Here is a 26,810-nt window from a genome sequence, read left to right on the forward strand (position 1 = left end):
AGCCCGCGGCGCGCGTTATGCGCTGCGCAACGCCGGGTGGAAGCCGGCGGCTTCGATGATCGACTGCACGCGTTCGGCGCCTTGCGCCGATTCGACCTTGACGATCTTCGTCGCGACGTCGATGTCGAGCTTCGCGGCGGGATCGGCGGCCGTCACCGCACGTGTGATTGCATTGGCACAGCCGCCGCAGGTCATGTCCTGGACCTCGAATTCCATCGTGTTCTCCTGAGTTGACGATTGACGAGCACCGTCAGCATGAAGCTTGCCATAGTGGGAAGGTCAAGCGCATTCATGCAGACATGACGCGTGCGTTGTCGCCCGGCGCGGCGAGATCGCCTGCCAGCGTGAAGTCGGACGAATCGGAAGGCAGTCGCATGCGTCAGTCGGAATCTTTCCCGATTGACGCCGACGCGCCGCCGGCTTCATGTGATGAGAGCCTTGCCTGGCAAGGCTCGAGGCATACTTGTGAAACGCTATCTCCATAAAGCAAGTAAGGGTACGCGATATGGAAATGCGAATCGATCTTACTATCAGTGCTCTTCGATATTTCATTTCGTTACGCACATGAACCGTTTCGCACTGGGTTTCACCGTGGCCCTGCTGGGCGCGTCGGCCGCCACCGCATTCGCCGCCGACGACGTCGTCAACCTGACGCTGAAGGACCACAAGTTTTCGCCCGATGGCGTGACGATTCCGGCCGGCAAGAAAGTGAAGTTCGTCGTGAAGAACCTCGATGCGACGCCCGCGGAATTCGAGAGCGACGACTTCAAGGCGGAGAAGGTCATTCCCGCCGGCAAGTCGGCCGAGATCCTGGTCGGGCCGCTGAAGGCCGGTACCTACGAGTTTCACGACGAGTATCACGAAGCGCAGTCGAAGACCCACCTGACCGTCAAGTAAGCGAATCCCGCCATGCTGTCTACCGCGCTGATTGTCTTTCGTGAAGTGCTCGAGGCCGCGCTGGTGGTCTCGATCGTGATGGCCGCCACGAAGGGCGTGCCGCGGCGCGGCTGGTGGGTCGGCGGCGGGCTCGTCGGCGGCGTGGTCGGCGCGGGCCTGATCGCCGTGTTCGCCGACGCGATCTCGCAGTGGGCGTCCGGCATGGGCCAGGAAGTATTCAACGCGGGCGTGATGTTCGTCGCGACGCTGATGCTGGCCTGGCACTGCATCTGGATGAGCCGGCACGGCCGCGAGATGGCGCTGCACATGGGCGAAGTCGGACGGGCCGTCGCGGCCGGCAGCCGGCCGCTGACCGGGCTGGCGATCGTGGTCGGTGTCGCGGTGCTGCGCGAAGGCTCCGAGGCCGTGCTGTTCCTGTACGGCATCGCCGCGGGCGATCCGGGGCAGACGCCGCAGATGGTCGCGGGCGGGCTGCTTGGCGTGCTCGGCGGGGCCGGGCTCGGCTATGCGATGTATGCGGGGCTGCTGCAGATTCCGCTGAAGCGCCTGTTCTCCGTCACCAACGGGTTGATCGTGCTGCTGGCGGCAGGGATGGCGAGCCAGTGCGTCGGCTTCCTGCTGGCGGCGGGGCTTGTCCCGTCGTGGGGCGACGCGATCTGGGATACGTCGTGGCTGCTCAAGGATACGAGCATCGTCGGCAAGGCGCTGCATACGCTGATTGGCTATACCGCAAGCCCGGCGGGCATCCAGATCGCCGCATACGTCGCGACGCTGGTGGCGATCGTCGGGCTGACGCGGCTCGTCGGCCGTCCGCAGGCGACAGTGAGACCGCCGCGGGCTGCCGCGTGAGTTTTCCGGGTTCGAATCAAAGAAGGGGCGTCATGGACGCCCCTTCTTTCGTTTACCGTTCGCGGCCGGCTCGTGTACGGCGGCGCGCCGGATGCACGCGGCCACGCCGGTCAGCGGTGGCTGTCGATCCACGCGCGGGCCCATTCGAGTCCGGCCTCGCGCGCGTCGTCCTCGGTGTCGAACACACCGAGCACGCCGGACGCCTCGACGAGCCGGTTGTTCTGCGTGATCGTGCCGCTTGCCGCGAAGCGTTCGGGCTGCAGGATCTCGTCCTGCTGCAGGATCGCGTGGCCCCAGATCTGGTAGCCGAGGTAGTTTTGCGCTTCCATTATCGAGTCACCTCCGCGGAGCGGTTGTGCGTACCGACCCGCAGCACGTTGCCGTCCGGCGTGTATTGCCGCGGGATGTCGGAGAAATTGAGTGCGTGCGTCGCGTCGGGGCCGGCAGGCTGCATCACCGTGAGACGTCCCGGCGCGGGCTGCGCGACGGGGCGCGGTGCGGCCGGTGCGTCGGCCGCGGCGGCGGGCGGGCGATGCGAACCGGCTTTCACGGTTTGCGCGACACGGCGCTTGTGCGGTTTCGCGGCGGCCTTCGGCGTTGCGCTCGCGTGCTTCTCGGCGTTCTTGCCGGCGCGTGCGTCGGCAAGCGCGCGCGCGGCCGGCATACGGGCTTCCGGCGTACGTGCCGCCGGCTGCCGTGCCTCGGGCGGGTTCCAGACCTCGACGTAGTGCTCGGTGGCCCAGCCCGTCGACGCGAACGTCAGCGCCAGCAATCCGCATCCAAACAGTCTTACCATTGTCTCTCCGTCTGTCTCGTCGGTGCGCCGGGCCGGCCGCACCTGGCCGGCCGCACCGATCGGCGTCCTGCTTTACTCCACCGTCACCGATTTCGCGAGGTTCCGCGGCTTGTCGACGTCGGTGCCGCGTGCACACGCGGTGTGATACGCGAGCAGTTGCAGCGGCACGACGTGCAGGATCGGCGACAGCTGCCCGTAGTGCTCCGGCATCCGGATCACGTGCAGGCCGTCGTCGTTGACGATCTGCGTATCGGCATCGGCGAACACGTACAGCTCGCCGCCGCGCGCACGCACTTCCTGCATGTTCGACTTCAGCTTCTCGAGCAGCGTGTCGTTCGGCGCGACCGTGACGACCGGCATCGCTTCCGTGACGAGCGCGAGCGGCCCGTGCTTCAGTTCGCCGGCCGGATAGGCCTCGGCGTGGATGTACGAGATTTCCTTCAGCTTCAGCGCGCCTTCGAGCGCGATCGGGTAGTGCAGCCCGCGGCCGAGGAACAGCGCGTTTTCCTTGCGCGCGAATTCCTCCGACCACGCGATGATCTGCGGCTCCAGCGCGAGCACGCTGTTCAGCGCGGCCGGCAGGTGGCGCAATTGCTTCAGGAATTCGGCTTCCTGCGCGGCGTCGACATGCCCGCGCAGCTTGCCGAGCGTCGCGGCCAGCACGAACAGCGCGACGAGCTGCGTCGTGAACGCCTTCGTGGACGCAACGCCGATCTCGGTGCCCGCGTGCGTCAGGAACTGCATTTCGGTCAGGCGCACCATCGCGCTTGTCGCGACGTTGCAGACCGCGAGCGTATGCGTGTGGCCGAGCGACTGCGCATGCTTGAGCGCCGCGAGCGTGTCGGCCGTCTCGCCCGACTGCGAGATCACGAGCACGAGCTGGCGCGGGTTCGGCACCGATTCGCGATACCGGTATTCGCTCGCGATCTCGACCTGGGTCGGGATCTTCGCGATCGATTCGAGCCAGTACTTCGCGGTGAGGCCCGAGTAGTAGCTCGTGCCGCACGCGAGGATCAGCAGGCTGTCGACGTCCGCGAACGCGGCGGGCGCGGCGTCGCCGAACAGCGTCGCGTCGAACGCGTCGGTCTGCGGCACGGTATCGCCGATCGCGCGCGGCTGCTCGAAGATTTCCTTCTGCATGAAGTGGCGATACGGGCCCAGCTCGACCGCGCCGCCGTATGCGCTGACGACGCGGATGTCGCGCTGCACGGTGGCGCCGTGGCGGTCGACGATCTTCACGCCGTCGAGCGACAGCTCGCACACGTCGCCTTCCTCGAGGAACGTGAAGCGGTCGGTGCTGCCCGCAAGCGCGAGCGCATCGGACGCGAGGAAGTTCTCGCCGTCGCCGTGGCCGACGACGAGCGGCGAACCCTGGCGCGCGCCGACGACGGTGTGCGGCTGGTCCTTGTGGATCACGGCGATCGCATACGCGCCGTGCAACTGCTGCACCGCCTCGCGCACCGCGTCGAACAGGTTGCCGCGATACAGGCTGTGCACGAGGTGCGCGATCACTTCGGTGTCGGTCTGCGACACGAATTCGTAGCCCTTCGCGCGCAGCGCGTCGCGCAGCGGCTCGAAGTTCTCGATGATGCCGTTGTGGACGAGCGCGAGCGCGTTCGACGAGAAGATCGGGTGCGCGTTGTGCGTGACGGGCGCGCCGTGCGTCGCCCAGCGCGTGTGCGCGACGCCGGTCGTGCCTTCGAGGTGCGATTCGCGCACCTGCGCGTCGAGATCGGCGACGCGCGCGACGCTGCGCGCGCGCTTCGGTGCGCCCGGCTCGAGCACGGCGACGCCGCACGAGTCGTAGCCACGGTATTCGAGGCGCCGCAATCCTTCGATCAGCACCGGAACGATATTACGCTGCGCAACTGCGCCGACAATGCCGCACATGAATGGTCAGTCCTGTAAGTCGAAGCGGGCGCCGCCCGGGCGCCCGCAAAAGGTTCAGCTTTTCTTCTTGACCGGGCGGACGTAGCCGCTCTTCGCGGTCTGGGTCTTCTCGTTCAACACGAGCAGGCCGTCGGCAACGTCCTTCCAGATCGTCGTGCCGGCGGCGATCGTCACGCCGCGGCCGATGCGCACGGGCGCGACGAGCTGCGTGTCGGAGCCGACGAACACGTCGTCCTCGATCACGGTGCGGAACTTGTTCGCGCCGTCGTAGTTGCAGGTGATCGTGCCCGCGCCGATGTTCACGCGCGCGCCGATGTCGGCGTCGCCGATGTACGTGAGGTGATTCGCCTTCGAGCCGTGGCCGATCACCGCGTTCTTCACCTCGACGAAGTTGCCGACGTGCGCTTCGTCCGCGAGCTGCGCGCCGGGGCGCAGCCGTGCGTACGGGCCGATCACGGTGTGCGCGCCGAGCACGGCGCCGTCGATGTGCGTGAACGCGTCGATGCGCGTGCCGGCGCCGACCGACGCGTTGCGGATCACGCAGTTCGCGCCGATCGTCACGTTGTCGGCGAGCGTCACGTTGCCTTCGAACACGCAGTTCACGTCGATCGACACGTCGCGGCCGCAGCGCAGCGTGCCGCGCACGTCGACGCGCGCCGGATCGGCGAGCGTGACGCCGTCGACGAGCAGCGCTTCCGCGACATTGCGCTGGTGAATGCGCTCGAGCTCGGCGAGCTGCGCCTTGCTGTTCACGCCGAGCGTTTCCCATTCGTCGTCGGGCTGCGACGTGACGACCTCGAAACCGGCCTCGATCGCGAGCTCGACGACGTCGGTCAGGTAGTACTCGCCTTGCGCGTTTTCGTTCTTCAACGCGCCGAGCCACATCGACAGCTGGGCCGTGGGCGTGATGATGATGCCGGTGTTGATCTCGGCGATCTTCAGCTCTTCCGGCGACGCGTCCTTCTGCTCGACGATGCGCGTGACGAAGCCGGACACGTCGCGCACGATGCGGCCATAGCCGGTCGGATCGTCGAGCGTGACGGTCAGAATCCCGTAGCGGCCGTCGCGCGCGGCGTCGACCAGACGCTGCAGCGTCGACGCGCGGGTGAGCGGCACGTCGCCGTACAGCACGAGCGTCGGTTGCGCGGGATCGAGGAGCGGCAGCGCCTGGCGCACCGCATGGCCGGTACCGAGCTGCTCGGCCTGCACCGCGAACTGGACATCGGGCGCGGCGACGGCAGCCTGGACCTGCTCGGCGCCGTGACCGACGACGACGACGAGCCGGGACGGCTGCAGCGTGCGCGCGGTGTCGATGACGTGGGAGAGGAGCGGCCTGCCGGCCAGGGGGTGAAGCACTTTCGGCAGCGCGGAACGCATGCGCTTGCCGGTGCCTGCCGCCAAAATCACGATATTCATGGCGCCAGCTTTGTCGGTGGAGTTCGGAGCCGGTTATTTTAGCATGCGGCCCCCGTCGTTCCGGGCCGCCGCGGCAGGGCCTCCACGCCGGAACGGACGGCTGGCGCCTCCGTTCCGGCGGGTCTTCCGACCCCGCTTACAGGTCGTCGAACTGGACGATCGAGATCGATTTGGCGGCGCCCGGCGCCGCTGCGTCGTCGCCCGACGCGCACGGTTCCTCGTCGAACGCGATGTCGCCCTGCGGATCGGCTTCGCCTGTCGCGCGCAGCGACGTGAACGGGAACAGCGTCGTGTCCATCAGGTGCGACGGCACGACCTTCGCGAGCGCGTTGAACATGTTCTCGACGCGGCCCGGGAAGCGCTTGTCCCATTCGCGGATCAGCGCCTTCATTTCCGCGCGCTTCAGGTTCGGCTGGCTGCCGCACAGGTTGCACGGGATGATCGGGAATTCGCGCAGCTCCGCGTATTTCTCGAGATCGGTTTCCTTCACGTACGCGAGCGGGCGGATCACGATGTTCTTGCCGTCGTCCGACTGCAGCTTCGGCGGCATCCCCTTCAGCTTGCCGCCGTAGAACATGTTGAGCAGCAGCGTCTGCACGATGTCGTCGCGGTGGTGGCCGAGCGCGATCTTGGTCGCGCCGAGCTCGCCGGCCACGCGGTACAGGATCCCGCGGCGCAGCCGCGAGCACAGCGAGCAGGTCGTCTTGCCTTCGGGCACGAGCCGCTTGACGATGCTGTAGGTGTCCTGGTTCTCGATATGGAACGGCACGCCGACCTGCTTCAGGTATTCGGGCAGCACATGCTCGGGGAAGCCCGGCTGCTTCTGGTCGAGGTTCACCGCGACGATGTCGAAGTCGATCGGCGCGCGCTCGCGCAGGCGCAGCAGCACGTCGAGCATCGCGTAGCTGTCCTTGCCGCCGGACAGGCAGACCATCACCTTGTCGCCGTGCTCGATCATGTTGTAGTCGCCGATCGCCTGGCCGACCTGGCGCGCGATCCGCTTGAACAGCTTGTTGTTCTCGTACGCTTCCTTCTGCTCGCGGCGCGTCAGCGCCTGGCGGCCGGCCGGGGCGGCGGCGTCGAGGGTGGCGGCGTCGGCCGCCGTGTCATTCATGTGGGGGGCGTTCATGCGCGCTCCTCGTCCTTGATGCGAAAGACTTCGACGCCGACGGCGTCGCAGTCCGGATAGGCGTCCGGTTTCTCGGTACAGACGCGTACCGCGCGCACGGCATCGTGCGCCAGCAGGCGCGCGGCGATCGCGTCGCACAGCGTTTCCTGCAGATGGATGTGGCCGCGCGCCACGCATTGCGCGACGCTCTGCTTCATCAGGTCGTAGTCGACGACTTCATGGAGACGGTCGTCGACAGGGGTGGACAGCGCGAGCGGCACGAACAGGTCGACGTTGATGACGACGCGCTGCTCGCCGCGCTTCTCGTGTTCGAAGGCACCGATGTTGATGTGCACCTCGTAATCGCGCAGGTAGAGCCTGCGGCAATCCGCGAGGCGGGGGTGCAGGAGAGCGGAAAACATGGTCGTCCCAGTCAAATTGGCGTGCGCGCACGCAAAGCGGCGCGGGCGGCGGCGGTCAGGCCGCGCGCCCGCGCGGTTCATTCATTCGGGCCGGCGGCGGGCGGCACGAGGTGCTCGCCGCCGTCGACGGTCAGCGTCGCGCCCGTGACGCCGGGCGCGCTCGCGAGATAGCAGGCGGCCGCCGCGATGTCGTCCGCGTGCGCCGCGTGGCCGCGCACCAGCGCCGCGACCCGCACCTTCGGCGCGAGCGCCAGCGCCAGCGCCGACGTCGCGCGGTTCAGCGCGGCCTGCATCAGCGCGTGCGACAACTGCGCCGGTGCCGGGTGAAACAGCGCCTGGTCCAGCAAGTGGATCGCGCACGCGCGCAGCGCTTCGTTCTCGCGCGCGGCATCGGGCGTCGCCTCGGCGAGCGCGCGGGCCAGCGCGAGCGGCGCCGTCACGTTGCGCGCGAGCGCGCCGGCGAGCGACGCACCGTCCACCGTGTGCGCGTCGTCGGCGCCTGCACTCGCGCTCACGAACACCGCGCACGCGGGCCGGCCGAGCGCCGCGCCGCACGCGGCGACGAGTGCGGCTGCATCGGTTTCCAGGGCCAGATCGGCGTCGAGCACGGCCGCACGGCGGCCGAGCGCCGCGACTTCGGCGACGAGCGCGTCGGCTGCTGCGCGCGGCGCGCCGTGGCTGCGCTGCAGCGCGACGTCCCAGCCGCGGCGCGCGAATCCCGTCGCGAGCGCACGACCGATCGACGCGGCATCGGCCGCACTGCCCAGGGCGCCCGCGACGAGCACCACGCGCAGGGTCGACGTATCGGCTGAAACGGTCATTTACAATGCCGGGATGAACCCGAAAGCTCACGAACCCGCTAGTTTACCTGCTCCCGGCCCTGACGCGCTCGCGCAGTCCGAAACCCTTGCCGCGCAACTGCGCGACGAGATCGCGGCGGCCGGCGGCTGGCTGCCGTTCGACCGCTTCATGGAGCGTACGCTGTACGCGCCGGGCCTCGGCTATTACAGCGGCGGCGCGCGCAAGTTCGGGCGCCGCGCCGACGACGGCAGCGACTTCGTCACCGCGCCCGAGCTGTCGCCGCTGTTTGCGCAAACCCTCGCGCAACCGGTCGCGCAAGCGCTCGCGGCGAGCGGCACGCGCCGCGTGATGGAATTCGGCGCCGGCACGGGCAAGCTCGCGGCCGGGCTGCTCGCGGCGCTCGACGCGCTGGGCGTCGAACTCGACGAATACCTGATCGTCGACCTGTCCGGCGAGCTGCGCGAACGCCAGCGCGACACGATCGAGGCCGCCGCGCCGGCGCTCGCCGCGAAGGTGCGCTGGCTCGACGCGCTGCCCGAGCGGTTCGAGGGCGTCGTGGTCGGCAACGAGGTGCTCGACGCGATGCCGGTGCGGCTGTTCGCGAAGGCGGACGGCGCGTGGCACGAGCGCGGCGTCGCGCTCGACGCGCAGCACGCGTTCGTGTTCGAGGACCGGCCGGCCGCGCCGGCCAGCCAGCCGCCGGTGCTCGCGGCGCTCGGCGCCGATGTCGCCGACGGTTACGTGACCGAGACGCACGAGGCCGCGCTGGCGTTCACGCGCACCGTCTGCACGATGCTCGCGCGCGGCGCGGTGCTGCTGGTCGACTACGGCTTTCCCGCGCACGAGTACTACCATCCGCAGCGCGACCGCGGCACGCTGATGTGCCACTACCGCCACCACGCGCACGACGACCCGTTCCTGTACCCGGGGCTGCAGGACATCACCGCGCACGTCGAATTCACCGGCATCTACGACGCGGCTGTCGCCGCCGGCGCCGACCTGCTCGGCTACACGTCGCAGGCGCGTTTCCTGCTGAACGCGGGCATCACCGACGTGCTGGCCGCGATCGATCCGTCCGACATCCGGCAGTTCCTGCCGGCCGCGAACGCGGTGCAGAAGCTGATCTCCGAAGCCGAGATGGGCGAGCTGTTCAAGGTGATCGCGTTCTCGCGCGGAATCGACGGCACGCTCGACGCGTTCGCGCGCGGCGACCGTTCGCACGTGCTCTGAGCCCGGCATGCTGCGCTGGCTGATGGCGTCGTTCGTCGCGGTGATGATCCTGACGCGCTGCTGGCCGTGGCTCGGCAAGCTCGGCATCGGGCGGATGCCGGGCGACGTCACGCTGACGCTCGGCGGGCGGCGCTACCCGTTCCCGTTCATGTCGACGCTGGTGCTGACGATGCTGGTATCGATGGTTGCGCGGCTGCTCTGAGCCGCGCCGAAAAGGGCGGTGCGCGTTACAGCTCGATCTCGCCGAGGATCCGGTGCGCGAGCGCCTTTGCCTCGTCGAACGCTTCTTCCTCGCTGGGGCTCGTCGAGTGGACGTCGTAGCGGGTGTTCTCGGTCTCGTCCCCGTCGTCCCGCGCGAGGATCACGTAACCCTGGAACTGCCCGTTGGCCGCATGCTGGGTATGCGCCTTGGCCGTGTAGATGCCCTTCGTGAACGTGTTGGTGTCCATCGTGCCTCTCCCGCAAAAGGACACTTCATCGTAGCACTGCGGCGCAGCATGTACAGCGCGGCTTATCGGTGACCGAACGGCGCCCGGTCGGCGTTCGATCAGCCTTCGTCAGCCTTCGATCAGCGCAACCACTTCGTCGAGCGTCGGCGCGTGTGCGCCCGTGTGCCGGCACGCGGCGGCGCCCGCCGCCAGCGAGAACGCCAGATGCTCGCGCCACGAGCGCTGCGGCGCGGCCATCAGGCTGAACAGCATGCCGCCGATCGACGCGTCGCCCGCGCCGACGGTATCGACCACTTCGACGCGCGGCGGGCTGGCCTCGTGCACGTCGCCGTCCGCGTAGAGCGTCGCCGCCTGCGCGCCGCGCGTGACGAACACGGCCGCGCGCGGGTTCAGCGCGCGCACCGCCGCGATCGCGTCGGGCCCGTCGCCGCCGAACAGGTGCCGCAGGTCCTCGTCGGATACCTTGATCAGGTCGGCGAGGCCGGCCATCTTCTCCAGCGTCGGCCGGTACGCGGCCGTCATCAGGTTCCGGTAGTTCGGATCGAAGCTGATCTTCACGCCGCGCGCGTGCAGGTCGGCCGCGAGCGCGGCCAGCGTGCCCGCGAGCGGCTCGCGCACGAGGCTGATGCAGCCGAAATGCGCCCATTTCACGTGGTCGGCCCAGCCGGCCGGCAGCCGCGCGGGATCGAACGCGAGATCGGCGCTCGCTTCGCCGATGAAGAAGTACGCGGGCGGACGCGTCTCGTGGACGATCGCGAGCAGCGGCGGCCGCGCGACGCGCTGCAGGAAGCGCAGGTCGAGCCCGGCCGCGTCGCTCGTGCGCCATAACACGTCGGAGAAGCAGTCCTCGCCGATCGAGCCCGCGAGCGCGCTCGGCACGCCGAGCCGCGCGACCGCGCGCGCGACGTTCCAGCCGGCGCCGCCCGGCACCGACGTCCACTGCGCATCGCCCGCGCGCACCATGTCGGTCAGGATGTCGCCCGCCGACACGAAAGCCGGAAACGTGCCGCCGCTCATTGCGTCGGCTCGCTGCGCGCCGTGCGCGCGAGGGTCGCGAGCACGTCGTAGCATGCGCCCATCGTGTGATAGTCGGTCTTGCCGGCCGGGCTCTTCTCGTCGCTGTACTTGCGGTTGTCGCAGGTGAGGATCCGGTACCACGCGCCGTAGCGGTGATCGACGAAATGCGCCCAGCTGTAGCGCCAGATCTCGTCGTACCAGTCCCAGAAGCGCTCGCTGCCGGTGCGCGCGCCGAGCATCGCGGCCGCCGCGAAGGTTTCCGCCTGCACCCAGAAGTACTTGTTGTGGTCGCAGATCGTGAAGTCGGGGCCGAAGCCGTAGTACAGGCCGCCGTGATCGGCGTCCCACGCATGCGCGAGCGCCGCGTCGAACAGTTCGGCCGCGCGCGGCACGAGCCAGTCGAGCGGGCGGTGCCGCTCGAGGATCAGCAGCAGCTTCGCCCATTCGGTCTGGTGCCCTGGCTGGAAGCCCCACGGCCGGAAGATGTTCGAACTGTCTTCCTTGTTGTAGTCCCAGTCGGCCGACCAGTCCGCATGGTAGTGCTCCCACACGAGCCCGCCCGACAGCGCGGCCTGGCGCTGCGTGATGTGGGTCGCGAGCTTTTCCGCGCGATCGAGGTAGGTCAGATGGCCGGTCGCCTCGTAGGCCGCGAGCAGCGCCTCCGTCATGTGCATGTTCGCGTTCTGGCCGCGGTACGACGACACGATCCAGTTCGGCGTCGCGTCGTCCGCATAGAGGCCCGCGGCCGCATCCCAGAAGCGGTGCTCGGCCAGCTCGTAGGTCGCCGCGATCAGCGCTCGCGCCTCGTCGATGCCGGCCATCGTCGCGTGCGCGGCCGCGAGCAGCACGAACGCGAGCCCGTAGCAGTGGCGCGTGCCGTCGAGCGTCGCGCGCTTCGCGCCGTCGCGCCAGTCGAGTTCCCAGTCGTAGCCCTGCAGTGCGTCGTCCCAGTGCGCGTCGCGCAGGAAGCGCAGCCCGTGGCGCGCGTAGTCGAGGTGACGCGGATCGCCGAAATGCCGGTACGCCATCGCGTAGTTGAAGACGAACCGGCAACTGCTGACGAGGTGGCGCGACGTGCGGTTGTAGATGCTGCCGTCGTCGCGGAAGTAGTGGTAGAAGCCGCCCGTCGGGTCGAACGCGTTCGTCGCGTAGAAGCGCAGCGTGTCCTCGATGTGCGACAGCAGGAACGACGGATCGCGGAAGCTCGCGACGAACGGTGCGGCTTGCGTGTGGGCGGCCGGCGCGGCCGTGCAGGGTTGGACCGGGGGCATGTTCATGATTCGGTAGCCGTTGCGATATCGAGTGCCGGGGAGCCGGCGGGCTGGCTGCTGGCCCGCACGATCAGCTCGACGGGCAGGGAAATCTCGGTGCGCTCGGGCGCTTCGGCGAGCAGCAGCTCGACGCCGCGGCGGCCGAGCGCTTCCTTGTCGACCGCGAGCGTCGTGAGCGGCGGGCTTGCGTGTGCGGCGGCCGGGATGTCGTCGAAGCCGACGATCGCGATGTCTTCCGGAATCCGCACGCCGCGTGCGATGCATACGCGCTGCGCGGCCAGTGCGGCGGCGTCGTTGTACGCGAAGACGGCGTCGGGGCGCTGGCCGGGCGCGTCGAGCAGTTGCTGCATCGCGCGCGCAGCGCCGGTGTCGGGGTCGAGCCCGGCGTCGATCGTCACTTCGTACGCGGGATCGAACAGCCGGCCGGCCTCGAAGAATGCGCGCCGGTAGCCGATCGCGCGCTGCGCGATGCTGTAGTGCGCGGCCGAGCCGCCGATGAATGCGATGCGCGAACGGCCGGTGGCGAGCAGATGGCGCATCGCGAGCGCCGCGCCGGTCGCGTTGTCGATGTTGACCGAGCGCAGCCCGGGCGCCCACAGGTCGATCAGCACCAGCGGCCGGCCGGTCGCGGCGAGCGCCTCGATCGTCTCGGGCTCGATGAAGCCGGCGACCGCGATCGCGTCGGGCGCGTGCGGGCGCATCTGGCGCAGCACGTCGTCGTTCGGGCCGACCGTGAGCAGCGTCGGCACGATGCCGCGCTCGCGGCACGCGTCCTCGACGCCGTGCAGCACGTGCGAGAAGAACGGGCTGGCGGGAAAGCGGTTGTGCTGGCGGTGCAGCAGGAAGGTGAGCCGGCGGATGCGCGGCCGCAACTGCGCGGGATCGTAGCCGAGCTGCCGCGCGATCTCGACGATGCGCGCACGCGTGGCTTCCGACAGGCCCGGCTGGTTTTTCAGCGCGCGGGAGACGGTGCCGATCGAGACCTCTGCCGCCCGCGCTACATCGCGAATGGTGGTGCCCATCGTTCGGGGTCCGGTTTGTTTAGGGTGAAAGCGATTGTATAGTAAAACATATCGCGGAATTCGGGCCGGATAGCCGGGGAATACCCGCGAATAACGGGTTTTTAAGCGCTAATCTGCGAAAACGTCGTTACTAAAAATACTAAACAAAACGTGAAAAAGGCAAGGTGGCCGTGCGGGAGCCCGGCGGTCCGGACGGCGGGTGGGAACGGTGCGGGAAGCGGTTGGAAAGCGGGCCTGCTTCGCGTGTCCGCGCAGGGGGCGCGGCGGCCGGTGCGGGTGGCCGGAAGCCGAAGCGCAACGATTCGGCCGGTTGATGGGTGGACGTCCATCCCCGCCGCACGGAGCGCAGCCGTATCCGCGCTCGACGATTGCCCGTCGTTCAGCCAGCCGCCACCGCCGCGGCCGGCGGTTCGCCGCGATTGCGCAGCGCGGCGCGGCCCGCGTCGAGATCGACGACCGCGAGCCCGCCCGGCCGCTGTTTCGCGCGCCGCTTCGCGAGCGCCGCGACCGACGCGATCTCGTCGCTGCCGTAGCGCTCCGCGCCATGCGCGCCGGCCGGCACGCCGACCGCGCCGATCGCCATCGTCACGAAGCCGAAGAACGCCGGGTTGCCGTGGCGGTCCTCGCCGCGCAGCCCGCCCGCCTGCCGGTCGGCCTGCGTGTAGAAGCGCTGCGCGCCGTCGTTGAAGCGCGCGATCGCGTCGGCCGCGCGCACGTGCCAGTCGTCGCGCTGGAACAGCACGAGGAAGTCGTCGCCGCCGACGTGCCCGAGAAAGTCGCGCTGCGGGTCGCACACGCCGGCCAGCACCGTCGCGGCGAACTTCAGCACCTCGTCGCCCTGCCAGTAGCCGTACTGGTCGTTGAACGGCTTGAACTGGTTCAGGTCGACGTAGCACGCATGGAAACCGGCATCGCGCTGGAGCAGGCGGTCGATATGCGCGCTGATCGGGATGTTGCCGGGCAGGAACGTCAGCGGGTTCGCGTAGCGCGCGGCTTCGATGCGCATCTCGGTCACCGCGCGCACGAGGCTCTCGCCGGTGCCGAGCCCGACGTAGCGGCCGTGTTCGGTGATCACGAAGCCGTCCGCGAGATAGCGCTGGTCGTGGCTCGCGAGCAGCGTCGCGAGCTGCTCGACCGTCGTCGCGTTGTCGATCATCAGCGGCACGTCGTTCGCGAACTGCAGGCACGGCTTCTTCCCGAACACCTCGCGGTGATACGGCAGCGCGAAGCGGTCGATGAAGCCGCGGCGATTCACGAGCGCGACCGGCCGCCCGCGTTCGACGAGCGCGACCGCGTGCAGGTCGGGCATCCGGTTGAACAGGTCGAGCACGTCGTTGCTGGTCGCGTCGCGCGGCAGCGCCGGCGCGGGGACGAGCATCTTCGCGGCGATCGTGCCGGCCGGCCGCACGGTGCGCGTCGCGCCGGGAAACACCGCGATGTGCGGCGCGCGGATCGCATCGCGCGCGGCCGGCGCGACGATCCGCGACGGCTGCGCGTTCGGCCGGCCGAGCAGGAAGCCCTGCACGCAGCAGATGCCCATGTCGCGCACGACGATCAGGTCGCACTCGTTCTCGATGCCTTCCGCGATCAGTTGCGCGCCGCTCGCCTGCGCGAAGTGCTGCATCGCCCTCACGGCCTCGAACTTGAGCGGGTCGCGCGAGATGTCGTGGATGAAGAAGCGGTCGATCTTCACGACGTCCGGATGCAGGCGCAGCCACAGGTTCATGCTCGCGTTCGCGGTGCCGTAGTCGTCGAGCGCGAACTGGATTCCGGCGTCGCGCAGCGACGCGACCGCCGGCCCGATCTGCGCGACATCCGGTATCGCGTTCTGCTCGGTCAGCTCGATCACGATGCGCTCGGCGCCGACCTGCGCACGGCCGAGGAACTGGCGCGCGCGCTCGCGTTCGCTGGCGAGCCGCAGGATCGTGCCGGCGCTGAAATTGAGGAACAGCTTGCCGTCGCAGCCGAGCGCCGCGAACGCGTCGAGGCAGGTGAGCGCGGCGGCCTGTTCGAGCGCGATGGTTGCGCCTTCGCGCGCGGCCTGCGCGAACAGCGCGGCGGGCGGCTCGAGGTCGGTGCCGTGCGGGCCGCGTATCAGGCCTTCGTAGCCGACGACCGTCCCCGACCCGAGATCGACGATCGGCTGGAAAACGGCGGCGAGCGCGCGATCCGCGATCAGGCGCGCGGTGCTGACGGCAGCGGAGTCGGAGTGGAGCGCGGGCATGGGCGAGGGCAGCCGAATCGACGGGACGCCCGGCTTAACGGCATCGCTCGCGGGAAATTGAGTGAAGATTTCATGACGCGACGGGCGCTGATGGTGCATCGCGTTGGGCGCGCATCGGTGCGCGTTCGGGAGGCGGGGAGGCGGGGAGGCGGGAAGGCGGGAAGGCGGGAAGGCGGGAAGGCGGAAGGCGGAAGGCGGAAGGCGGCCACCCGTTGACCGTCCCGCCTCCGTTCCCGTCAGCGCTTGCCGGCGCTCAGCGCGCCGGGCGTCGATGCCGCGCCGTCCTGCCCGCCGCGCTCGCCGCTCATGTCGCGCGCGCCCCAGCGCTGCGCGAGCGCCGCGCACGCCATCAACTGGATCTGGTGGAACAGCATCAGTGGCAGCACGATCGCGCCGACCGCATTCGCCGAGAAGATCACCTTCGCCATCGGCACGCCGGCCGCGAGGCTCTTCTTCGAGCCGCAGAAGATGATCGTGATCTGGTCGGCCCGGTTGAAGCCGAGCCGCTTGCTGACGAACGCGGTCAGCAGCAGCGCGATCGCAAGCAGCACCAGGTTGACGATCAGCAGGCCGCCGAGCGCGCGCGCCGGGATCTGGTGCCACAGGCCCTCGTTGACGGCCTCGCTGAACGCGACGTAGACGACGAGCAGGATCGAGCCCTGGTCGACGAAGCGCAGCACGCCGCGGTTGCGTTCGATCCAGCCGCCGATCACGGGCCGCAGCAACTGGCCGGCGATGAACGGCACGAGCAGTTGCATCACGATGCTGCCGACCGTGCTCCACGGCGACGCGGCGGCGGCCGACTGCGACGTGATCATCAGCCCGACGAGCGCCGGCGTGACGAAGATCCCGAGCAGGCTCGACGCGGATGCAGCGCACACGGCGGCCGGCACGTTGCCCTTCGCGATCGACGTGAACGCGATCGACGACTGGACCGTCGACGGCAGCGTGCACAGGAACAGCACGCCCGCGTAAAGCGTCGGCGTGACGAGCGGCTGCAGCACGGGTTTCAGCGCGAGGCCGAGCAGCGGGAACAGCGCGAACGTGCTGAGCAGCACGACCGCGTGCAGCCGCCAGTGGGTCGCGCCGGCGACCACCGCCTCGCGCGACAGCTTCGCGCCGTGCAGGAAGAACAGCAGGCCGACCGCGATATTGGTCGCCCAGTTGAACGCATGGGCGGCCGGGCCGCGGCACGGCAGGAGGCTCGCCAGCACGACGGTGCCGACGAGCGCGAGCGTGAAGTTGTCGGGAAGAAAACGGGGACGGGCCATCGGGAACTCGATTCGGAAACGACGGAGGCGCGCGTCGCGCGCGCGGATGGCGCTATTGTCCCGGTTGGTCATTCACTACACAAATTCATTGTGAGAATCGATTGATGAATCGATTGCATGCAACGGCGGCCATCGCACGCCCTCGGCGATGCGCAAAACGGCAGAAGAATGTTCTGTCGCGTTCGCGCCCTGAAGTGAAAAAAACTAGCAGTAACATGGTGTTACACCGATGCCGGCGACCTAACACTTTTGGGCTCGACACAGTTTCGGGCGGCTCATAAATTACTGCTGAAAGCCTTGCGTCGGCCGAACGGTGCCGGCGGAAGGCGTGGACAGGCACGGAACGATGACGGAACGGGTGAAACGGAAGATCGGACGATGGGTGGCAGGCGTGCTCGGCGCGCTGCTGATGCCGCTCGCGCTCGCGCAGCCGCCACACGGTGGTCATGGGTTCGGCGGCCACGGCTTCGGTGGCGGCGACATGCGTGCGTACGGTCAGCCGGCTGGCGGCGGGCCCGGTGGCATGCCCGTCTGGCGCCGCGTTGCGCCCCCCGCCGGTGCACGCGCCGGCGGCGTGAGCAGCTACGGCTCCCGCTGGGGGCTGCGGCCCACACCGTCGTACGGCCATTACGCCGCGCAAAGCCCGTATCGCCCGATCAGCGCCGATGCGCGTCAGGTGCCGCGCCCGCCGGGCGGCGGCAACGTGCCGCTGCGCGCCGGTTCGATCCGCGCCGACGTCGCGCGCTACAACGAGGAGCGCGGCGGCCGTCCGATGCCGCCGCCCCGCTCGCAGGAAGAGCCTGCGCACTCGCCGTATTACTCCCCGTTCTACCGAAACTGAGCGCCCGCGCGCTCGTCCCCCTGCCGGCTGATGCGAATTCGCCACAGTCGCGCGCAGATTTCCGCTGATTTTCCCGCCGCATTGCGCTATCTTTCGCGCCCGGTTCGCGCATGCCACGCCGCCGTCCCGCCGCGCGGCTGCGTTCGCGCCGGGCCGCCGGCGCGCCTCCGGCCATGGTTCGATTCCGCGAAGTTAATGCCGCCGCTATACCAGCAATAAGTGTGCGCAATTTTGACCGGACGAATGATCCGTAAAGATGGCTGCGCCCCATACGACGCAAGCACTCGGCTCTAAAAAACAACGCTCGCGCCACTTATCGACTATTCGACAAAACCTGGAGATCCCATGAATGCATTCGTTCGCCGTGCGTCGCGCACGTCCGTCAAGCTGATCGCCGCAGCCGCCTGCGTGGCGGCCACCGCTCCCGTCCATGCGCAGTCGAGCGTGTCGCTCTACGGTCAGGTTGACGAATGGGTCGGCGCAACCAAGTTCCCGGGCGGCGATCGCGCATGGAACGTGTCGGGCGGCGGGATGTCGACGTCGTACTGGGGCCTGCACGGCGCAGAGGATCTCGGCAGCGGCTACAAGGCGATCTTCACGCTGGAAAGCTTCTTCCGCGCGCAGAACGGCCAGTTCGGCCGCTTCCAGGGCGACACGTTCTTCGCCCGCAACGCATACGTCGGCATCAGCTCGCCGTACGGCACGGTCACGGCAGGCCGCCTGACGACGCACCTGTTCCTGTCGACGATCCTGTTCAACCCGTTCTACGACTCGTACACCTTCTCGCCGATGGTGTACCACGTGTTCCTCGGCCTCGGCACGTTCCCGACCTATCCGAGCGACCAGGGTGCAGTCGGCGATTCGGGCTGGAACAATGCGCTGTCGTATACGTCGCCGTCGTTCGGTGGCCTGAATTTCGGCGCGATGTATGCGCTCGGCAACCAGGCCGGCGACAACCGCTCGAAGAAGTGGAGCGCGCAGTTCAACTATGCGAACGGCCCGTTCGCGGCGACCGCCATGTATCAGTACGTGAACTTCAACAACGGCCCGCAGGACCTGAGCGCGCTCGTCACCGGCATGAAGAGCCAGGGCATCGCGCTGGTCGGCGCGACCTACGACCTGAAGCTCGTGAAGCTGTTCGGCCAGTACATGTATACGAAGAACGACCAGGTCGCGGGCAGCTGGCACGTGAACACCGCGCAGGGCGGCGTGTCGGTGCCGCTCGGCGTGGGCAACGCGATGGCGTCGTACGCGTATTCGCGCGATGCCGGCGGCCTCGACCAGACGCGCCAGACCTGGGCCGTCGGCTACGACTATCCGCTGTCCAAGCGCACGGACGTCTACGCCGCGTACATGAACGACCACATCAGCGGCCTGTCGACCGGCAACACGTTCGGCGCAGGTATCCGCGCGAAGTTCTGACGCGCACGCGCGATCGGTGCGCCGGCCGCGCGCGAAAATCGCGTGTTCCGGCTGCATGTTTTCCCGCCCGAAACGGCGCCGCCACCCGCGGCGCCGTTTTGTCTTTGCGTTTTGCCTTTGTTGACCTTTCTGTTTCCTCGCCTTTGTTACCCTATCTCGTAATTGGACCATTCCCCCGTCATTACGAGCTAGTTCGATGGATACCCTCGTCAGCATGAATGTGTTTCGCTACGTCGTCGAAGTGGGCAGCTTCGTCGGCGCGGCCGAGCGCATGCAGATGTCGGCTGCGATGGCGAGCAAGCACGTGATGCATCTCGAGCAGCAGCTCGGCGCGCGGCTGCTGCATCGCACGACACGACGTGTCGCCCCTACCGAGGCGGGACGCGAATATTACGAGCGCCTCGTGCAGGCGCTGTCGGAACTCGACGAAGCCGGGCAGGCTGTCGGCGCCGCGAGCGTGGTGCCGCAGGGCCGCCTGCGCGTGACGTCGTTGTCCGCGTTCGGGCTGCGGCATGTGATGCAGGCAGTCACGGATTACGCGGGCCGGTTCCCGGACGTGACAGTCGACATGACGCTGTCCGATCGCGTGGTCGACCTGATCGAGGAAGGCTACGACGTCGCGGTGCGCGCGGCGCCGAACGGATTGAAATCGTCGTCGCTGGTCGCACGGCAGATCGCGACCGCGCACATCCTGCTCGTCGCGTCGCCCGAATATCTCGACAAGCACGGCACGCCCGAAACGATCGCCGATCTCGCGCGCCACAACTACCTGCGGCGCGACTCGAATTCGACGATGCTCGACTCGCTCGTGATCGATGCGGCAGCGGCGTCGCGCGTGACCCTCAACGGCAACCTGATCGTGAACCATCTCGAAGGGCTGCGAGCGGCCGTGCTCGCGGGCGCGGGCATCGCGCTGCTCGGCACCGAGGTGGTCGGCGACGACATCGAATCCGGCCGGCTGGTGCCGGTGCTCCTCGATGTGGTGCCGCCGCACGAGGCGCCGATCTATGCGGTCTACGCGAGCCGCCGTCACGTGTCCGCGAAGGTGCGTTCGTTCGTCGATTTCCTCGCGGCGCGTTTCGAAGGGCAGTCGCTGTGCCCGTCGATCGAATCGCGCCTGCGCGTGCTGCCGATCACGCGGATCAAGCGCGCGGGCTGAGCCGCGTGTCCCGTCCGGCGGGGCGATGAAAAAAAAGCGCGGGCCGCATGCGGTTCGCGCTTTTTGTTTTGTCCGACGGAATTTGCGTCGGCGGTGGCGAGTGCGGCGGCTGTGACCGCCGCATCCGTCAGCGTGCGATGCCGAGCCGCTCCTTTGCTGCGTCGTACTCGCCCTTCAGCCGCTCGACGAGTGCGCCCACGCTCGGCAGGTCGTCCATCAGGCCGACGCCCTGGCCGGCACCCCAGATGTCCTTCCACGCCTTCGTCTTGTCACTGCCGAAATTCATCTTCGTCTTGTCGGATTCCGGCAGCGCTTCCGGATCGAGGCCGGCTTTCTCGATGCTCTCGCGGATGTAGTTGCCGTGCACGCCGGTGAAGAGGTTCGTGTAGATGATGTCCGAGGATTTCGCGTTGACGATCGCGCGCTTGTAGTCCTCGACCGCGTGCGCCTCCTGCGTCGCGATGAAGCGCGTGCCCATGTACGCGAAATCGGCGCCCATCGCCTGCGCGGCGAGGATCGAGCCGCCGTTCGCGATCGAGCCGGACAGCACGATCGGGCCGTCGAAGATCTTGCGGACTTCGCCGACGAGCGCGAACGGCGACGTCGTGCCCGCGTGGCCGCCCGCGCCGGCCGCGACGAGGATCAGCCCGTCGACGCCGGCTTCGAGCGCCTTCTGCGCGTGGCGCAGGTTGATCACGTCGTGCAGCACGATGCCGCCGTAGCTGTGCACCGCGTCGACGATCTCGCGTGCCGGCGCGCGCAGGCTCGTGATGAAGATCGGTACCTTGTGCTCGACGCATACGCGCACGTCGTGCTCGAGCCGCGCGTTCGACTGGTGGACGATCTGGTTGACCGCGATCGGGCCGATCACCGCATCGGGGTGCTTCGCCTTGTGGTCGGCGAGTTCGGACTGGATCTGCGTGAGCCACTCGTCGAGCAGTTCGGCCGGACGGGCGTTGAGCGCGGGGAACGAACCGACGATGCCCGCCTTGCATTGCGCGAGCACGAGTTCGGGGTAGCTGACGATGAACATCGGCGACGCGATGACAGGCAACGTCAGGTTCTGCAGGACAGTGGGCAATGCCATGTGATGTCTCCAGTCTCCAGGGGGCGGCCGGCGCCGGCGCGGTCGCGCCGATACCGGCACCATGCTTTGCGGTCGAACGGTGATTCGAGTGTAGCTGTGGACGAAGTCGTTCGTCGATATTAATACGAACGGTCGTGCGATTCTACGCGAGCTTAACAAAATGCGCGGTGTGGCGGCAATCGAGTGAGTGTTCTCTTTCTACGGAATCTGGCTGTTGCCCCGCTGTGCAGACGCGCGAGCGCTCCTAAAATAGCCGCCATAACAAACCAACGAGAAATAAACCATGTCGTTTGAGGCGTTTGCACCGTTTCGCGTGATGGTGCAGGACACCGACATCTTCGGTGTCAAAGGAGGCGCGGGCCCGCCGCTCCTGTTGCTGCACGGGCATCCGCAAACCCACATGATCTGGCATCGCGTTGCCGCGACGCTCGCGAATCACTTCACGGTGATCGCCACCGACCTGCGCGGCTACGGCGCATCGGGCCGGCCGCCGAGCGACGCGCAGCACGTGCCGTATTCGAAACGGGCGATGGCGGCCGACCAGGTCGCCGTGATGCGGCATTTCGGTTTCGAGCACTTCCATGTGTGCGCGCACGATCGCGGCGCGCGCGTCGCGCACCGGCTCGCGCTCGATCACCCGGACGCCGTCGAGCGGATGATGCTGCTCGACATCGCGCCGACGCTCGCGATGTACGAGAAAACCGACCGCGCGTTCGCGACCGCGTATTTCCACTGGTTCTTCCTGATCCAGCCGGAGCCGCTGCCCGAGACGCTGATCGGCGCGCATACCGATGCGTACATCGAGCGCGTGATGGGCAACCGGTCCGCCGGGCTCGCGCCGTTCGCGCCCGAGGCGCTCGACGCGTACCGTGCCGCGCTCGCGCAGCCGGGCGCCGTGCATGCGATGTGCGAGGACTACCGCGCATCGGCGACGATCGACCTCGAGCACGACCGTGCGGATCTCGAGCGCGGCAACAAGGTCGCGTGCCCGCTGCGCGTGCTGTGGGGCGAGCACGGGATCGTCGGGCGCTGCTTCGATCCGCTCGACGAATGGCGTCGCGTCGCGCGCGATGTCAGCGGCCGAGCGCTCGAATGCGGGCACTACATTCCGGAAGAGGCACCCGTCGCGCTGATCGACGAACTGCTCGCGTTCTTCGAGGCGCGCGACCCGTCCGCATGAGGGCGCGCGCGGGCGGCGCGGGCCGGCCGCTCAGCGGTGCACGCTGTCGTCGTCGGCGAGCGGCGGCAGGCGGCGCGGCACGGGCGTCGATTTCACGATCGCGGTGCTCGTCTCCGCGCGCTCCGTCACCTTCGACAGGATGTCGTCGAGGTGCGCGATCGTGCGCAGGTAGAGCCGGCAGATGAAGCAGTCTTCGCCGGTCACCTTGTCGCATTCGACGAATTCGGGGATCCGCCGCAGCAACTCCTCGACCAGATGCAACTGGCCCGGCAGCGGCTTCACGCGGACGATTGCCTGCAGCGTATAGCCGAGCGCGCGCGGATCGAGCTCGACGGTGAACGCGGCGATCACGCCTTGCGCCTCGAGCCGCCGCACGCGGTCGGCGGTCGCGGGCGCCGACAGCCCGATCTGCCGCGCGAGTTCGCTGGTCGCGATGCGCGCGTCGTCGGCCAGCGCCGCGAGGATCGCGCGGTCGGTCGCGTCGAGCGACGCGACGGCGGGTGGGGGAAGGCGTTTCGGCATGATCGCTTTGCTTTCGAAGGTGAATCGGCTGATTCGCTTCAGTTTAGCCATGGTTGCGGCGAAAGCAAGTTTCTAGAATCGAAGTCATCACTCTCATCAACGGAGTTCATGATGGCCTCGAATGAAATGCGCCGCGGTGCCGCCGAAATGGTCGTCGCGATGATGATGTCCGGCACGATCGGCTGGCTCGTGATGTCGTCGCGGCAGCCGCTGACGAACGTCGTGTTCTTCCGCTGCCTGTTCGGCGCCGCGACGCTCGCGATCGTCTGCGCGGCGTTCGGCTTCCTGCGCCGCTCGCTGTTCTCGCCGCGGATGCTCGCGCTCGCGACGCTCGGCAGCGTCGCGATCGTCGCGAACTGGCTGCTGCTGTTCGCCGCCTATTCGCGCGCGTCGATCTCGATGGCGACCGCCGTCTACAACACGCAGCCGTTCATGCTCGTCGCGCTCGGCGCCATCGTGTTCCGCGAGCGGGTCACCGCGTCGACGGTCGCGTGGCTCGCGCTCGCGTTCGCCGGGCTCGTCTTCGTGGTGCGCGTCGAGCCGGCCGTGCTCGCGGTGCCGGGCGAATATCTGGAAGGCGTCGCGCTGTCGCTCGGCGCGGCCTTCCTGTATGCGATCTCGTCGATCGTCACGAAGCACCTGAAGGGCACGCCGCCGCATCTGCTCGCGCTGCTGCAGGCCGGCCTCGGCATCGTGCTGCTCGCGCCGTTCGCGCACTTCGATACGCTGCCCGCGACTGCCGGGCAATGGCTCGACCTCGTCGTGCTCGGCGTCGTGAACACGGGCCTGATGTATGTGCTGCTGTACGGCGCGATCCAGAAGCTGCCGACCGCGATGACCGGCGCGCTGTCGTTCGTCTATCCGGTCGTCGCGATCCTCGTCGATCACGTTGCGTTCGGGCAGACGCTCGCGTGGACGCAGGTGTTCGGCGCGCTGCTGATCCTGCTCGCGGCGGCCGGCGTGAATCTCGGCTGGCGCATCGTGCCCGCGCGTCGCGCGGCGGTCGGCAACTGAAACGGTCGTATGATTCGACGCCGCTGCGGGGCGCCGCAGCGGCTCGCCGGGTGCGGATTTCGGGCACGAGGTTTGCGCACGAAAAGGGCCCGCACGCACGCGCGAAAGACGCTGTAAGAAGTTGTAGGGAAACACCCGATGCGATGCGGCCGCGTCGCTCGTATGATGCGGGCTGTGACGTTGATCACGTTCACAGGATTCCGATCTCGACGCCGTTCGCCCGTGAGGCTGAACGGCTTTTTTTTATGTGCCGCTCCCGGCGAGCATGCGCCGCCGCGCATCGAGCCGTGCGAGCAGCGCGCGCCTCGCGTCGTCGTCCGACGCACGCCAGCCCTTGATCTCGTCGCGCGTGCGCAGGCAGCCCGCGCACCAGTCGGTGCGCGGATCGATCCTGCAGACGTCCGTGCACGGCGATGCGACCGTGCCGACCGGCACCGACACCGGCACGTCGCTCATGCGTTGTCCCGCAATGCGACGTCCGCGACCGGCGCGCCGGTCAGCGACACGAGTTCGTGCGGCGACAGGTTGAACACCGCGTGCGGATGGCCGGCGGCCGCCCACAGGCTGTCGAGCTCGAGCAGGTCGGCGTCGATCAGCGTGACGGGTTCGACGAGATGGCCGATCGGGCAGACGCCGCCGATCGCATAGCCGGTGTTGTCGCGCACGAACTTCGCGTCCGCGCGGCCCACCGCGCCGACCTGCGCGGCGACCTTCTTTTCGTCGACGCGGTTGACGCCGCTTGCGACCACGAGCACGGGCGCGCCGTCCGACTGCCGGCGAAACAGGATCGACTTCGCGATCTGCGCGACCGAGCAGCCGAGCCCGGCTGCCGCCTCGGCCGACGTCTTGCCGGTGTCGGCGAGCATCACGATGCCTTTTGCATGGCCGCGCTCGCGCAGCAGCAGCGCGACGCGTCGTGCGGAATCGGGGAGGGAATCGAATGAAGCAGGTGTCGTCATGTCGGGGAATCCATGGAATGCCGGGGTCAGACGCAGGTCGCGGCGTCGTCCGCGCTCTGCGCCTTGGCGAGCAGCGCGCGACCGGCGCGCGACACGTTCGTGCGGCCGATTGCGCTCGAGATGAAGTCGCCGGCGGCGACGACCTGCGCGAGATCGACGCCGGTGTCGATGCCGAGGCCCTGCATCAGGTACAGCACGTCCTCGGTCGCGACGTTGCCGGTCGCGCCCTTCGCGTACGGGCAGCCGCCGAGGCCCGCGACCGACGCGTGGAAGATCTCGATCCCTTCGAACAGCGCCGCGTAGATGTTCGCGAGCGCCTGGCCGTAGGTGTCGTGGAAGTGGCCCGACAGGCGTTCGTGCGGGAACACGCGCGTGACGGCCGAGAGTACCTCGCGCGTGCGCTTCGGCGTGCCGACGCCGATCGTATCGGCGATGTCGATCTCGTCGCAGCCGAGCGCCGCGAAGCGTTCGACGACGTCGACGACCGACGCGACCGGCACCTCGCCCTGGTACGGGCAGCCGAGCGTGCACGACACGCTGCCGCGCAGCCGCAGGCCCGCGTCCTTCGCGGCCTTCGCGACGGGCTCGAAGCGCGCGATGCTCTCGGCGATGCTGCAGTTGATGTTCCGCTGCGAGAATGCCTCGCTCGCCGCGCCGAAGATCACGACTTCGTCGGCGCGTGCGGCGAGCGCGTTCTCGAAGCCCTTCAGGTTCGGCGTGAGCACCGAGTACACGGTGCCCGCGCGACGCTCGATGCCGGCCATGACTTCGGCGCCGTCTGCCATCTGCGGCACCCATTTCGGCGAGACGAACGACGCGGCCTCGATGTTGCGGAAGCCGGCGCGCGACAGCCGGTCGACGAGCGCGATCTTCACGTCGGTCGGCACGAAGGTCTTCTCGTTCTGCAGCCCGTCGCGCGGGCCGACTTCGACGATCTTGACGGCGGTGGGGAACGTCATGGTTGTCTCCTGGTATCTGTGTAGGGCTGAACTCAATAGCCGCGCGCGTAGTCGACGATGCCGCCGACGCGTTCGCCACGTTCGAACGCGCGGATCTTGCCGGCGATCTGCTCGGCGGCCTCCGCACGCAGCGTTTCGGCCGAGCTGTGCGGCGTGATCGTGATGCGCGGCGCGCGCCAGAACGGATGATCGTCCGGCAGCGGTTCGTGCCGGAACACGTCGAGCGTCGCCGCGGCGATCCGGCCGCTCGCGAGCGCGTCGAGCAGGTCGGCCTCGACGAGATGCGCGCCGCGCGCGACGTTGACGACGTACGCGCCGGGCGCGAGCCGCGCGAACGCACGCGACGACAGGATGCCGTCGGTGTCGGGCGTGCTCGGCAACAGGTTGACGAGCACCTTCGCGCCGTCGATGCACGCGTCGAACGCGCCGTCGCCGGCGAAGGTCGCGATGCCGTCGAGCTGCTTCGCGCTGCGACTGTAGCCGCGCACCGGCAGGCCGAGCGCGGCGAGCGCGCGCGCGACCTGCGCGCCGAGCACGCCGAGGCCGAGCACGGCGACGGTGAACGTTGCACGCGGATGCGGTTCGAGCGGGTGCCAGCGGCGCTCGCGCTGCTGCGCGTCGTATTCGTCGAAACGGCGCAGGTAGCGCAGCACCGCGTGCGTCACGTATTCGACCATCTGCTGCGCCATGCCCGAATCCTCGAGCCGCACGAGCGGCACGCGCGCGGGCAGCGTGCCCGGATGCGCGCGGTCGAGCGCGAGCAGCGCGTCGACGCCCGCGCCGAGGTTGAAGATCGCGCGCAGGCCGTCGCGCGGCGCGAAGAACTCGCGCGGCGCGCGCCACACGAGCGCGTAGTCGGCGGCGGCCGTGTCGCCCGGCTGCCATGCGCGCAGTTCGGCTTCCGGCAGCGCGTGCGCGATCTCGTCGCGCCACGCGCCGGCTTCCTGGTGCGGGGAATAGAACAGGATCTTCATTGCGTGACTGCGCGCGCGCCGGCGAGGCTC

General features: G+C 68.6%; 29 protein-coding genes. 9 read left to right on the forward strand and 20 right to left on the reverse strand.

Going from position 1 to position 26,810, the window contains the following annotated elements:
• Positions 1-15 precede the first annotated feature (15 nt).
• Positions 16-216, reverse strand: a complete 201-nt coding sequence (locus JYG32_RS15580) for a heavy-metal-associated domain-containing protein (RefSeq protein ID WP_060319544.1) — start codon at positions 214-216, stop codon at positions 16-18.
• A gap of 348 nt (positions 217-564) precedes the next feature.
• On the opposite strand from JYG32_RS15580, the gene JYG32_RS15585 reads away from it, so the two are divergent.
• Together JYG32_RS15585 and JYG32_RS15590 are read left to right on the forward strand one after the other, a co-directional pair.
• On the forward strand, positions 565-897 hold the full coding sequence (locus JYG32_RS15585; RefSeq protein ID WP_107314464.1) for a cupredoxin domain-containing protein: 333 nt from the start codon (positions 565-567) through the stop codon (positions 895-897).
• Between the two features lie 12 nt (positions 898-909).
• Entirely contained in the window at positions 910-1,746 is an 837-nt protein-coding gene (locus JYG32_RS15590; protein ID WP_174381842.1) for an FTR1 family iron permease, read from the forward strand.
• Between the two features lie 110 nt (positions 1,747-1,856).
• Here JYG32_RS15590 and JYG32_RS15595 read toward each other — a convergent pair whose 3' ends face one another.
• From JYG32_RS15595 to JYG32_RS15625, 7 genes are all read right to left on the reverse strand, one after another.
• On the reverse strand, positions 1,857-2,075 hold the full coding sequence (locus JYG32_RS15595; protein WP_174381841.1) for a hypothetical protein: 219 nt from the start codon (positions 2,073-2,075) through the stop codon (positions 1,857-1,859).
• Complete coding sequence (locus JYG32_RS15600; RefSeq protein ID WP_213264019.1) at positions 2,075-2,542, reverse strand: hypothetical protein; 468 nt, start codon at positions 2,540-2,542, stop codon at positions 2,075-2,077. The genes JYG32_RS15595 and JYG32_RS15600 overlap by 1 nt, the downstream gene beginning before the upstream one ends.
• A gap of 72 nt (positions 2,543-2,614) precedes the next feature.
• Positions 2,615-4,432, reverse strand: coding sequence for a glutamine--fructose-6-phosphate transaminase (isomerizing) (gene glmS / locus JYG32_RS15605; protein ID WP_213264020.1), 1,818 nt, complete (start codon positions 4,430-4,432; stop codon positions 2,615-2,617).
• A gap of 54 nt (positions 4,433-4,486) precedes the next feature.
• Positions 4,487-5,848 (reverse strand): bifunctional UDP-N-acetylglucosamine diphosphorylase/glucosamine-1-phosphate N-acetyltransferase GlmU, encoded by a 1,362-nt coding sequence (glmU, locus tag JYG32_RS15610; protein WP_213264021.1) that lies wholly within the window; start codon positions 5,846-5,848, stop codon positions 4,487-4,489.
• A 136-nt stretch (positions 5,849-5,984) separates the two neighbouring features.
• The gene (gene ttcA / locus JYG32_RS15615) at positions 5,985-6,977 is read right to left on the reverse strand and encodes a tRNA 2-thiocytidine(32) synthetase TtcA (RefSeq protein ID WP_213264022.1); all 993 of its coding nucleotides are present in this window, start codon (positions 6,975-6,977) and stop codon (positions 5,985-5,987) included.
• Positions 6,974-7,378: a dihydroneopterin aldolase gene (locus JYG32_RS15620; RefSeq protein ID WP_047899203.1), complete on the reverse strand. Its 405-nt coding sequence runs from the start codon at positions 7,376-7,378 to the stop codon at positions 6,974-6,976. The genes ttcA and JYG32_RS15620 overlap by 4 nt, the downstream gene beginning before the upstream one ends.
• Positions 7,379-7,455: 77 nt before the next feature.
• Positions 7,456-8,199 carry an SDR family oxidoreductase gene (locus JYG32_RS15625; protein ID WP_213264023.1) on the reverse strand — a complete coding sequence of 248 codons (744 nt, stop codon included), beginning with the start codon at positions 8,197-8,199 and terminating at the stop codon, positions 7,456-7,458.
• 13 nt (positions 8,200-8,212) lie between these two features.
• Between JYG32_RS15625 and JYG32_RS15630 the strand changes: the two genes are divergently transcribed.
• The gene (locus tag JYG32_RS15630) at positions 8,213-9,409 is read left to right on the forward strand and encodes a class I SAM-dependent methyltransferase (RefSeq protein WP_213264024.1); all 1,197 of its coding nucleotides are present in this window, start codon (positions 8,213-8,215) and stop codon (positions 9,407-9,409) included.
• Positions 9,410-9,416: 7 nt separating this feature from the next.
• Positions 9,417-9,611 (forward strand): DUF2905 domain-containing protein, encoded by a 195-nt coding sequence (locus JYG32_RS15635; protein WP_006484654.1) that lies wholly within the window; start codon positions 9,417-9,419, stop codon positions 9,609-9,611.
• 25 nt (positions 9,612-9,636) lie between these two features.
• On the opposite strand, the gene JYG32_RS15640 is transcribed toward JYG32_RS15635, so the two are convergent.
• From JYG32_RS15640 to JYG32_RS15665, 6 genes are all read right to left on the reverse strand, one after another.
• Positions 9,637-9,858, reverse strand: coding sequence for a hypothetical protein (locus tag JYG32_RS15640; protein ID WP_174384326.1), 222 nt, complete (start codon positions 9,856-9,858; stop codon positions 9,637-9,639).
• A gap of 108 nt (positions 9,859-9,966) precedes the next feature.
• Positions 9,967-10,875, reverse strand: a complete 909-nt coding sequence (locus tag JYG32_RS15645; RefSeq protein ID WP_174384325.1) for a carbohydrate kinase family protein — start codon at positions 10,873-10,875, stop codon at positions 9,967-9,969.
• The gene (locus JYG32_RS15650) at positions 10,872-12,152 is read right to left on the reverse strand and encodes an AGE family epimerase/isomerase (protein WP_213264025.1); all 1,281 of its coding nucleotides are present in this window, start codon (positions 12,150-12,152) and stop codon (positions 10,872-10,874) included. Before JYG32_RS15650 ends, JYG32_RS15645 begins: the two co-directional genes overlap by 4 nt.
• On the reverse strand, positions 12,149-13,168 hold the full coding sequence (locus tag JYG32_RS15655) for a LacI family DNA-binding transcriptional regulator (protein ID WP_174384323.1): 1,020 nt from the start codon (positions 13,166-13,168) through the stop codon (positions 12,149-12,151). Before JYG32_RS15655 ends, JYG32_RS15650 begins: the two co-directional genes overlap by 4 nt.
• A gap of 379 nt (positions 13,169-13,547) precedes the next feature.
• Positions 13,548-15,392, reverse strand: a complete 1,845-nt coding sequence (locus tag JYG32_RS15660; RefSeq protein WP_213264026.1) for an EAL domain-containing protein — start codon at positions 15,390-15,392, stop codon at positions 13,548-13,550.
• 236 nt (positions 15,393-15,628) lie between these two features.
• Positions 15,629-16,663 carry a bile acid:sodium symporter family protein gene (locus JYG32_RS15665; protein WP_213264027.1) on the reverse strand — a complete coding sequence of 345 codons (1,035 nt, stop codon included), beginning with the start codon at positions 16,661-16,663 and terminating at the stop codon, positions 15,629-15,631.
• A gap of 346 nt (positions 16,664-17,009) precedes the next feature.
• Between JYG32_RS15665 and JYG32_RS15670 the strand changes: the two genes are divergently transcribed.
• From JYG32_RS15670 to JYG32_RS15680, 3 genes are all read left to right on the forward strand, one after another.
• On the forward strand, positions 17,010-17,504 hold the full coding sequence (locus JYG32_RS15670; RefSeq protein WP_174383834.1) for a peptide-binding protein: 495 nt from the start codon (positions 17,010-17,012) through the stop codon (positions 17,502-17,504).
• 345 nt (positions 17,505-17,849) lie between these two features.
• Positions 17,850-18,926: a porin gene (locus tag JYG32_RS15675; protein WP_213264028.1), complete on the forward strand. Its 1,077-nt coding sequence runs from the start codon at positions 17,850-17,852 to the stop codon at positions 18,924-18,926.
• Positions 18,927-19,122: 196 nt separating this feature from the next.
• On the forward strand, positions 19,123-20,085 hold the full coding sequence (locus tag JYG32_RS15680) for a LysR family transcriptional regulator (RefSeq protein ID WP_174383836.1): 963 nt from the start codon (positions 19,123-19,125) through the stop codon (positions 20,083-20,085).
• Positions 20,086-20,212: 127 nt separating this feature from the next.
• On the opposite strand, the gene JYG32_RS15685 is transcribed toward JYG32_RS15680, so the two are convergent.
• Positions 20,213-21,172 (reverse strand): NAD(P)H-dependent flavin oxidoreductase, encoded by a 960-nt coding sequence (locus JYG32_RS15685; protein WP_213264029.1) that lies wholly within the window; start codon positions 21,170-21,172, stop codon positions 20,213-20,215.
• Positions 21,173-21,455: 283 nt separating this feature from the next.
• Here JYG32_RS15685 and JYG32_RS15690 point away from each other — a divergent pair, with 283 nt between their 5' ends.
• Entirely contained in the window at positions 21,456-22,352 is an 897-nt protein-coding gene (locus JYG32_RS15690; RefSeq protein ID WP_213264030.1) for an alpha/beta fold hydrolase, read from the forward strand.
• Positions 22,353-22,382: 30 nt separating this feature from the next.
• On the opposite strand, the gene JYG32_RS15695 is transcribed toward JYG32_RS15690, so the two are convergent.
• Complete coding sequence (locus JYG32_RS15695) at positions 22,383-22,874, reverse strand: Lrp/AsnC family transcriptional regulator (RefSeq protein ID WP_213264031.1); 492 nt, start codon at positions 22,872-22,874, stop codon at positions 22,383-22,385.
• Positions 22,875-22,985: 111 nt separating this feature from the next.
• On the opposite strand from JYG32_RS15695, the gene JYG32_RS15700 reads away from it, so the two are divergent.
• Positions 22,986-23,888 (forward strand): DMT family transporter, encoded by a 903-nt coding sequence (locus tag JYG32_RS15700; protein ID WP_213264032.1) that lies wholly within the window; start codon positions 22,986-22,988, stop codon positions 23,886-23,888.
• A gap of 243 nt (positions 23,889-24,131) precedes the next feature.
• Here the strand turns inward: JYG32_RS15700 and JYG32_RS15705 are convergent, their stop codons facing one another.
• From JYG32_RS15705 to JYG32_RS15720, 4 genes are read right to left on the reverse strand one after another with little or no spacing between them, the layout of a single operon-like run.
• Positions 24,132-24,344, reverse strand: coding sequence for a DUF1289 domain-containing protein (locus JYG32_RS15705; RefSeq protein WP_072437453.1), 213 nt, complete (start codon positions 24,342-24,344; stop codon positions 24,132-24,134).
• Complete coding sequence (locus tag JYG32_RS15710) at positions 24,341-24,847, reverse strand: YbaK/EbsC family protein (RefSeq protein ID WP_213264033.1); 507 nt, start codon at positions 24,845-24,847, stop codon at positions 24,341-24,343. The genes JYG32_RS15705 and JYG32_RS15710 overlap by 4 nt, the downstream gene beginning before the upstream one ends.
• A 26-nt stretch (positions 24,848-24,873) precedes the next feature.
• Positions 24,874-25,806, reverse strand: coding sequence for a hydroxymethylglutaryl-CoA lyase (locus JYG32_RS15715; protein WP_213264034.1), 933 nt, complete (start codon positions 25,804-25,806; stop codon positions 24,874-24,876).
• A 32-nt stretch (positions 25,807-25,838) separates the two neighbouring features.
• A complete protein-coding gene (locus tag JYG32_RS15720) occupies positions 25,839-26,780 on the reverse strand; it encodes a 2-hydroxyacid dehydrogenase (RefSeq protein WP_213264035.1) in 942 nt (313 codons plus the stop codon).
• Positions 26,781-26,810: the final 30 nt, after the last annotated feature.

The sequence above is a fragment of the Burkholderia pyrrocinia genome (assembly GCF_018417535.1).
GTDB classification, from domain to species: Bacteria; Pseudomonadota; Gammaproteobacteria; order Burkholderiales; family Burkholderiaceae; genus Burkholderia; species Burkholderia pyrrocinia_E.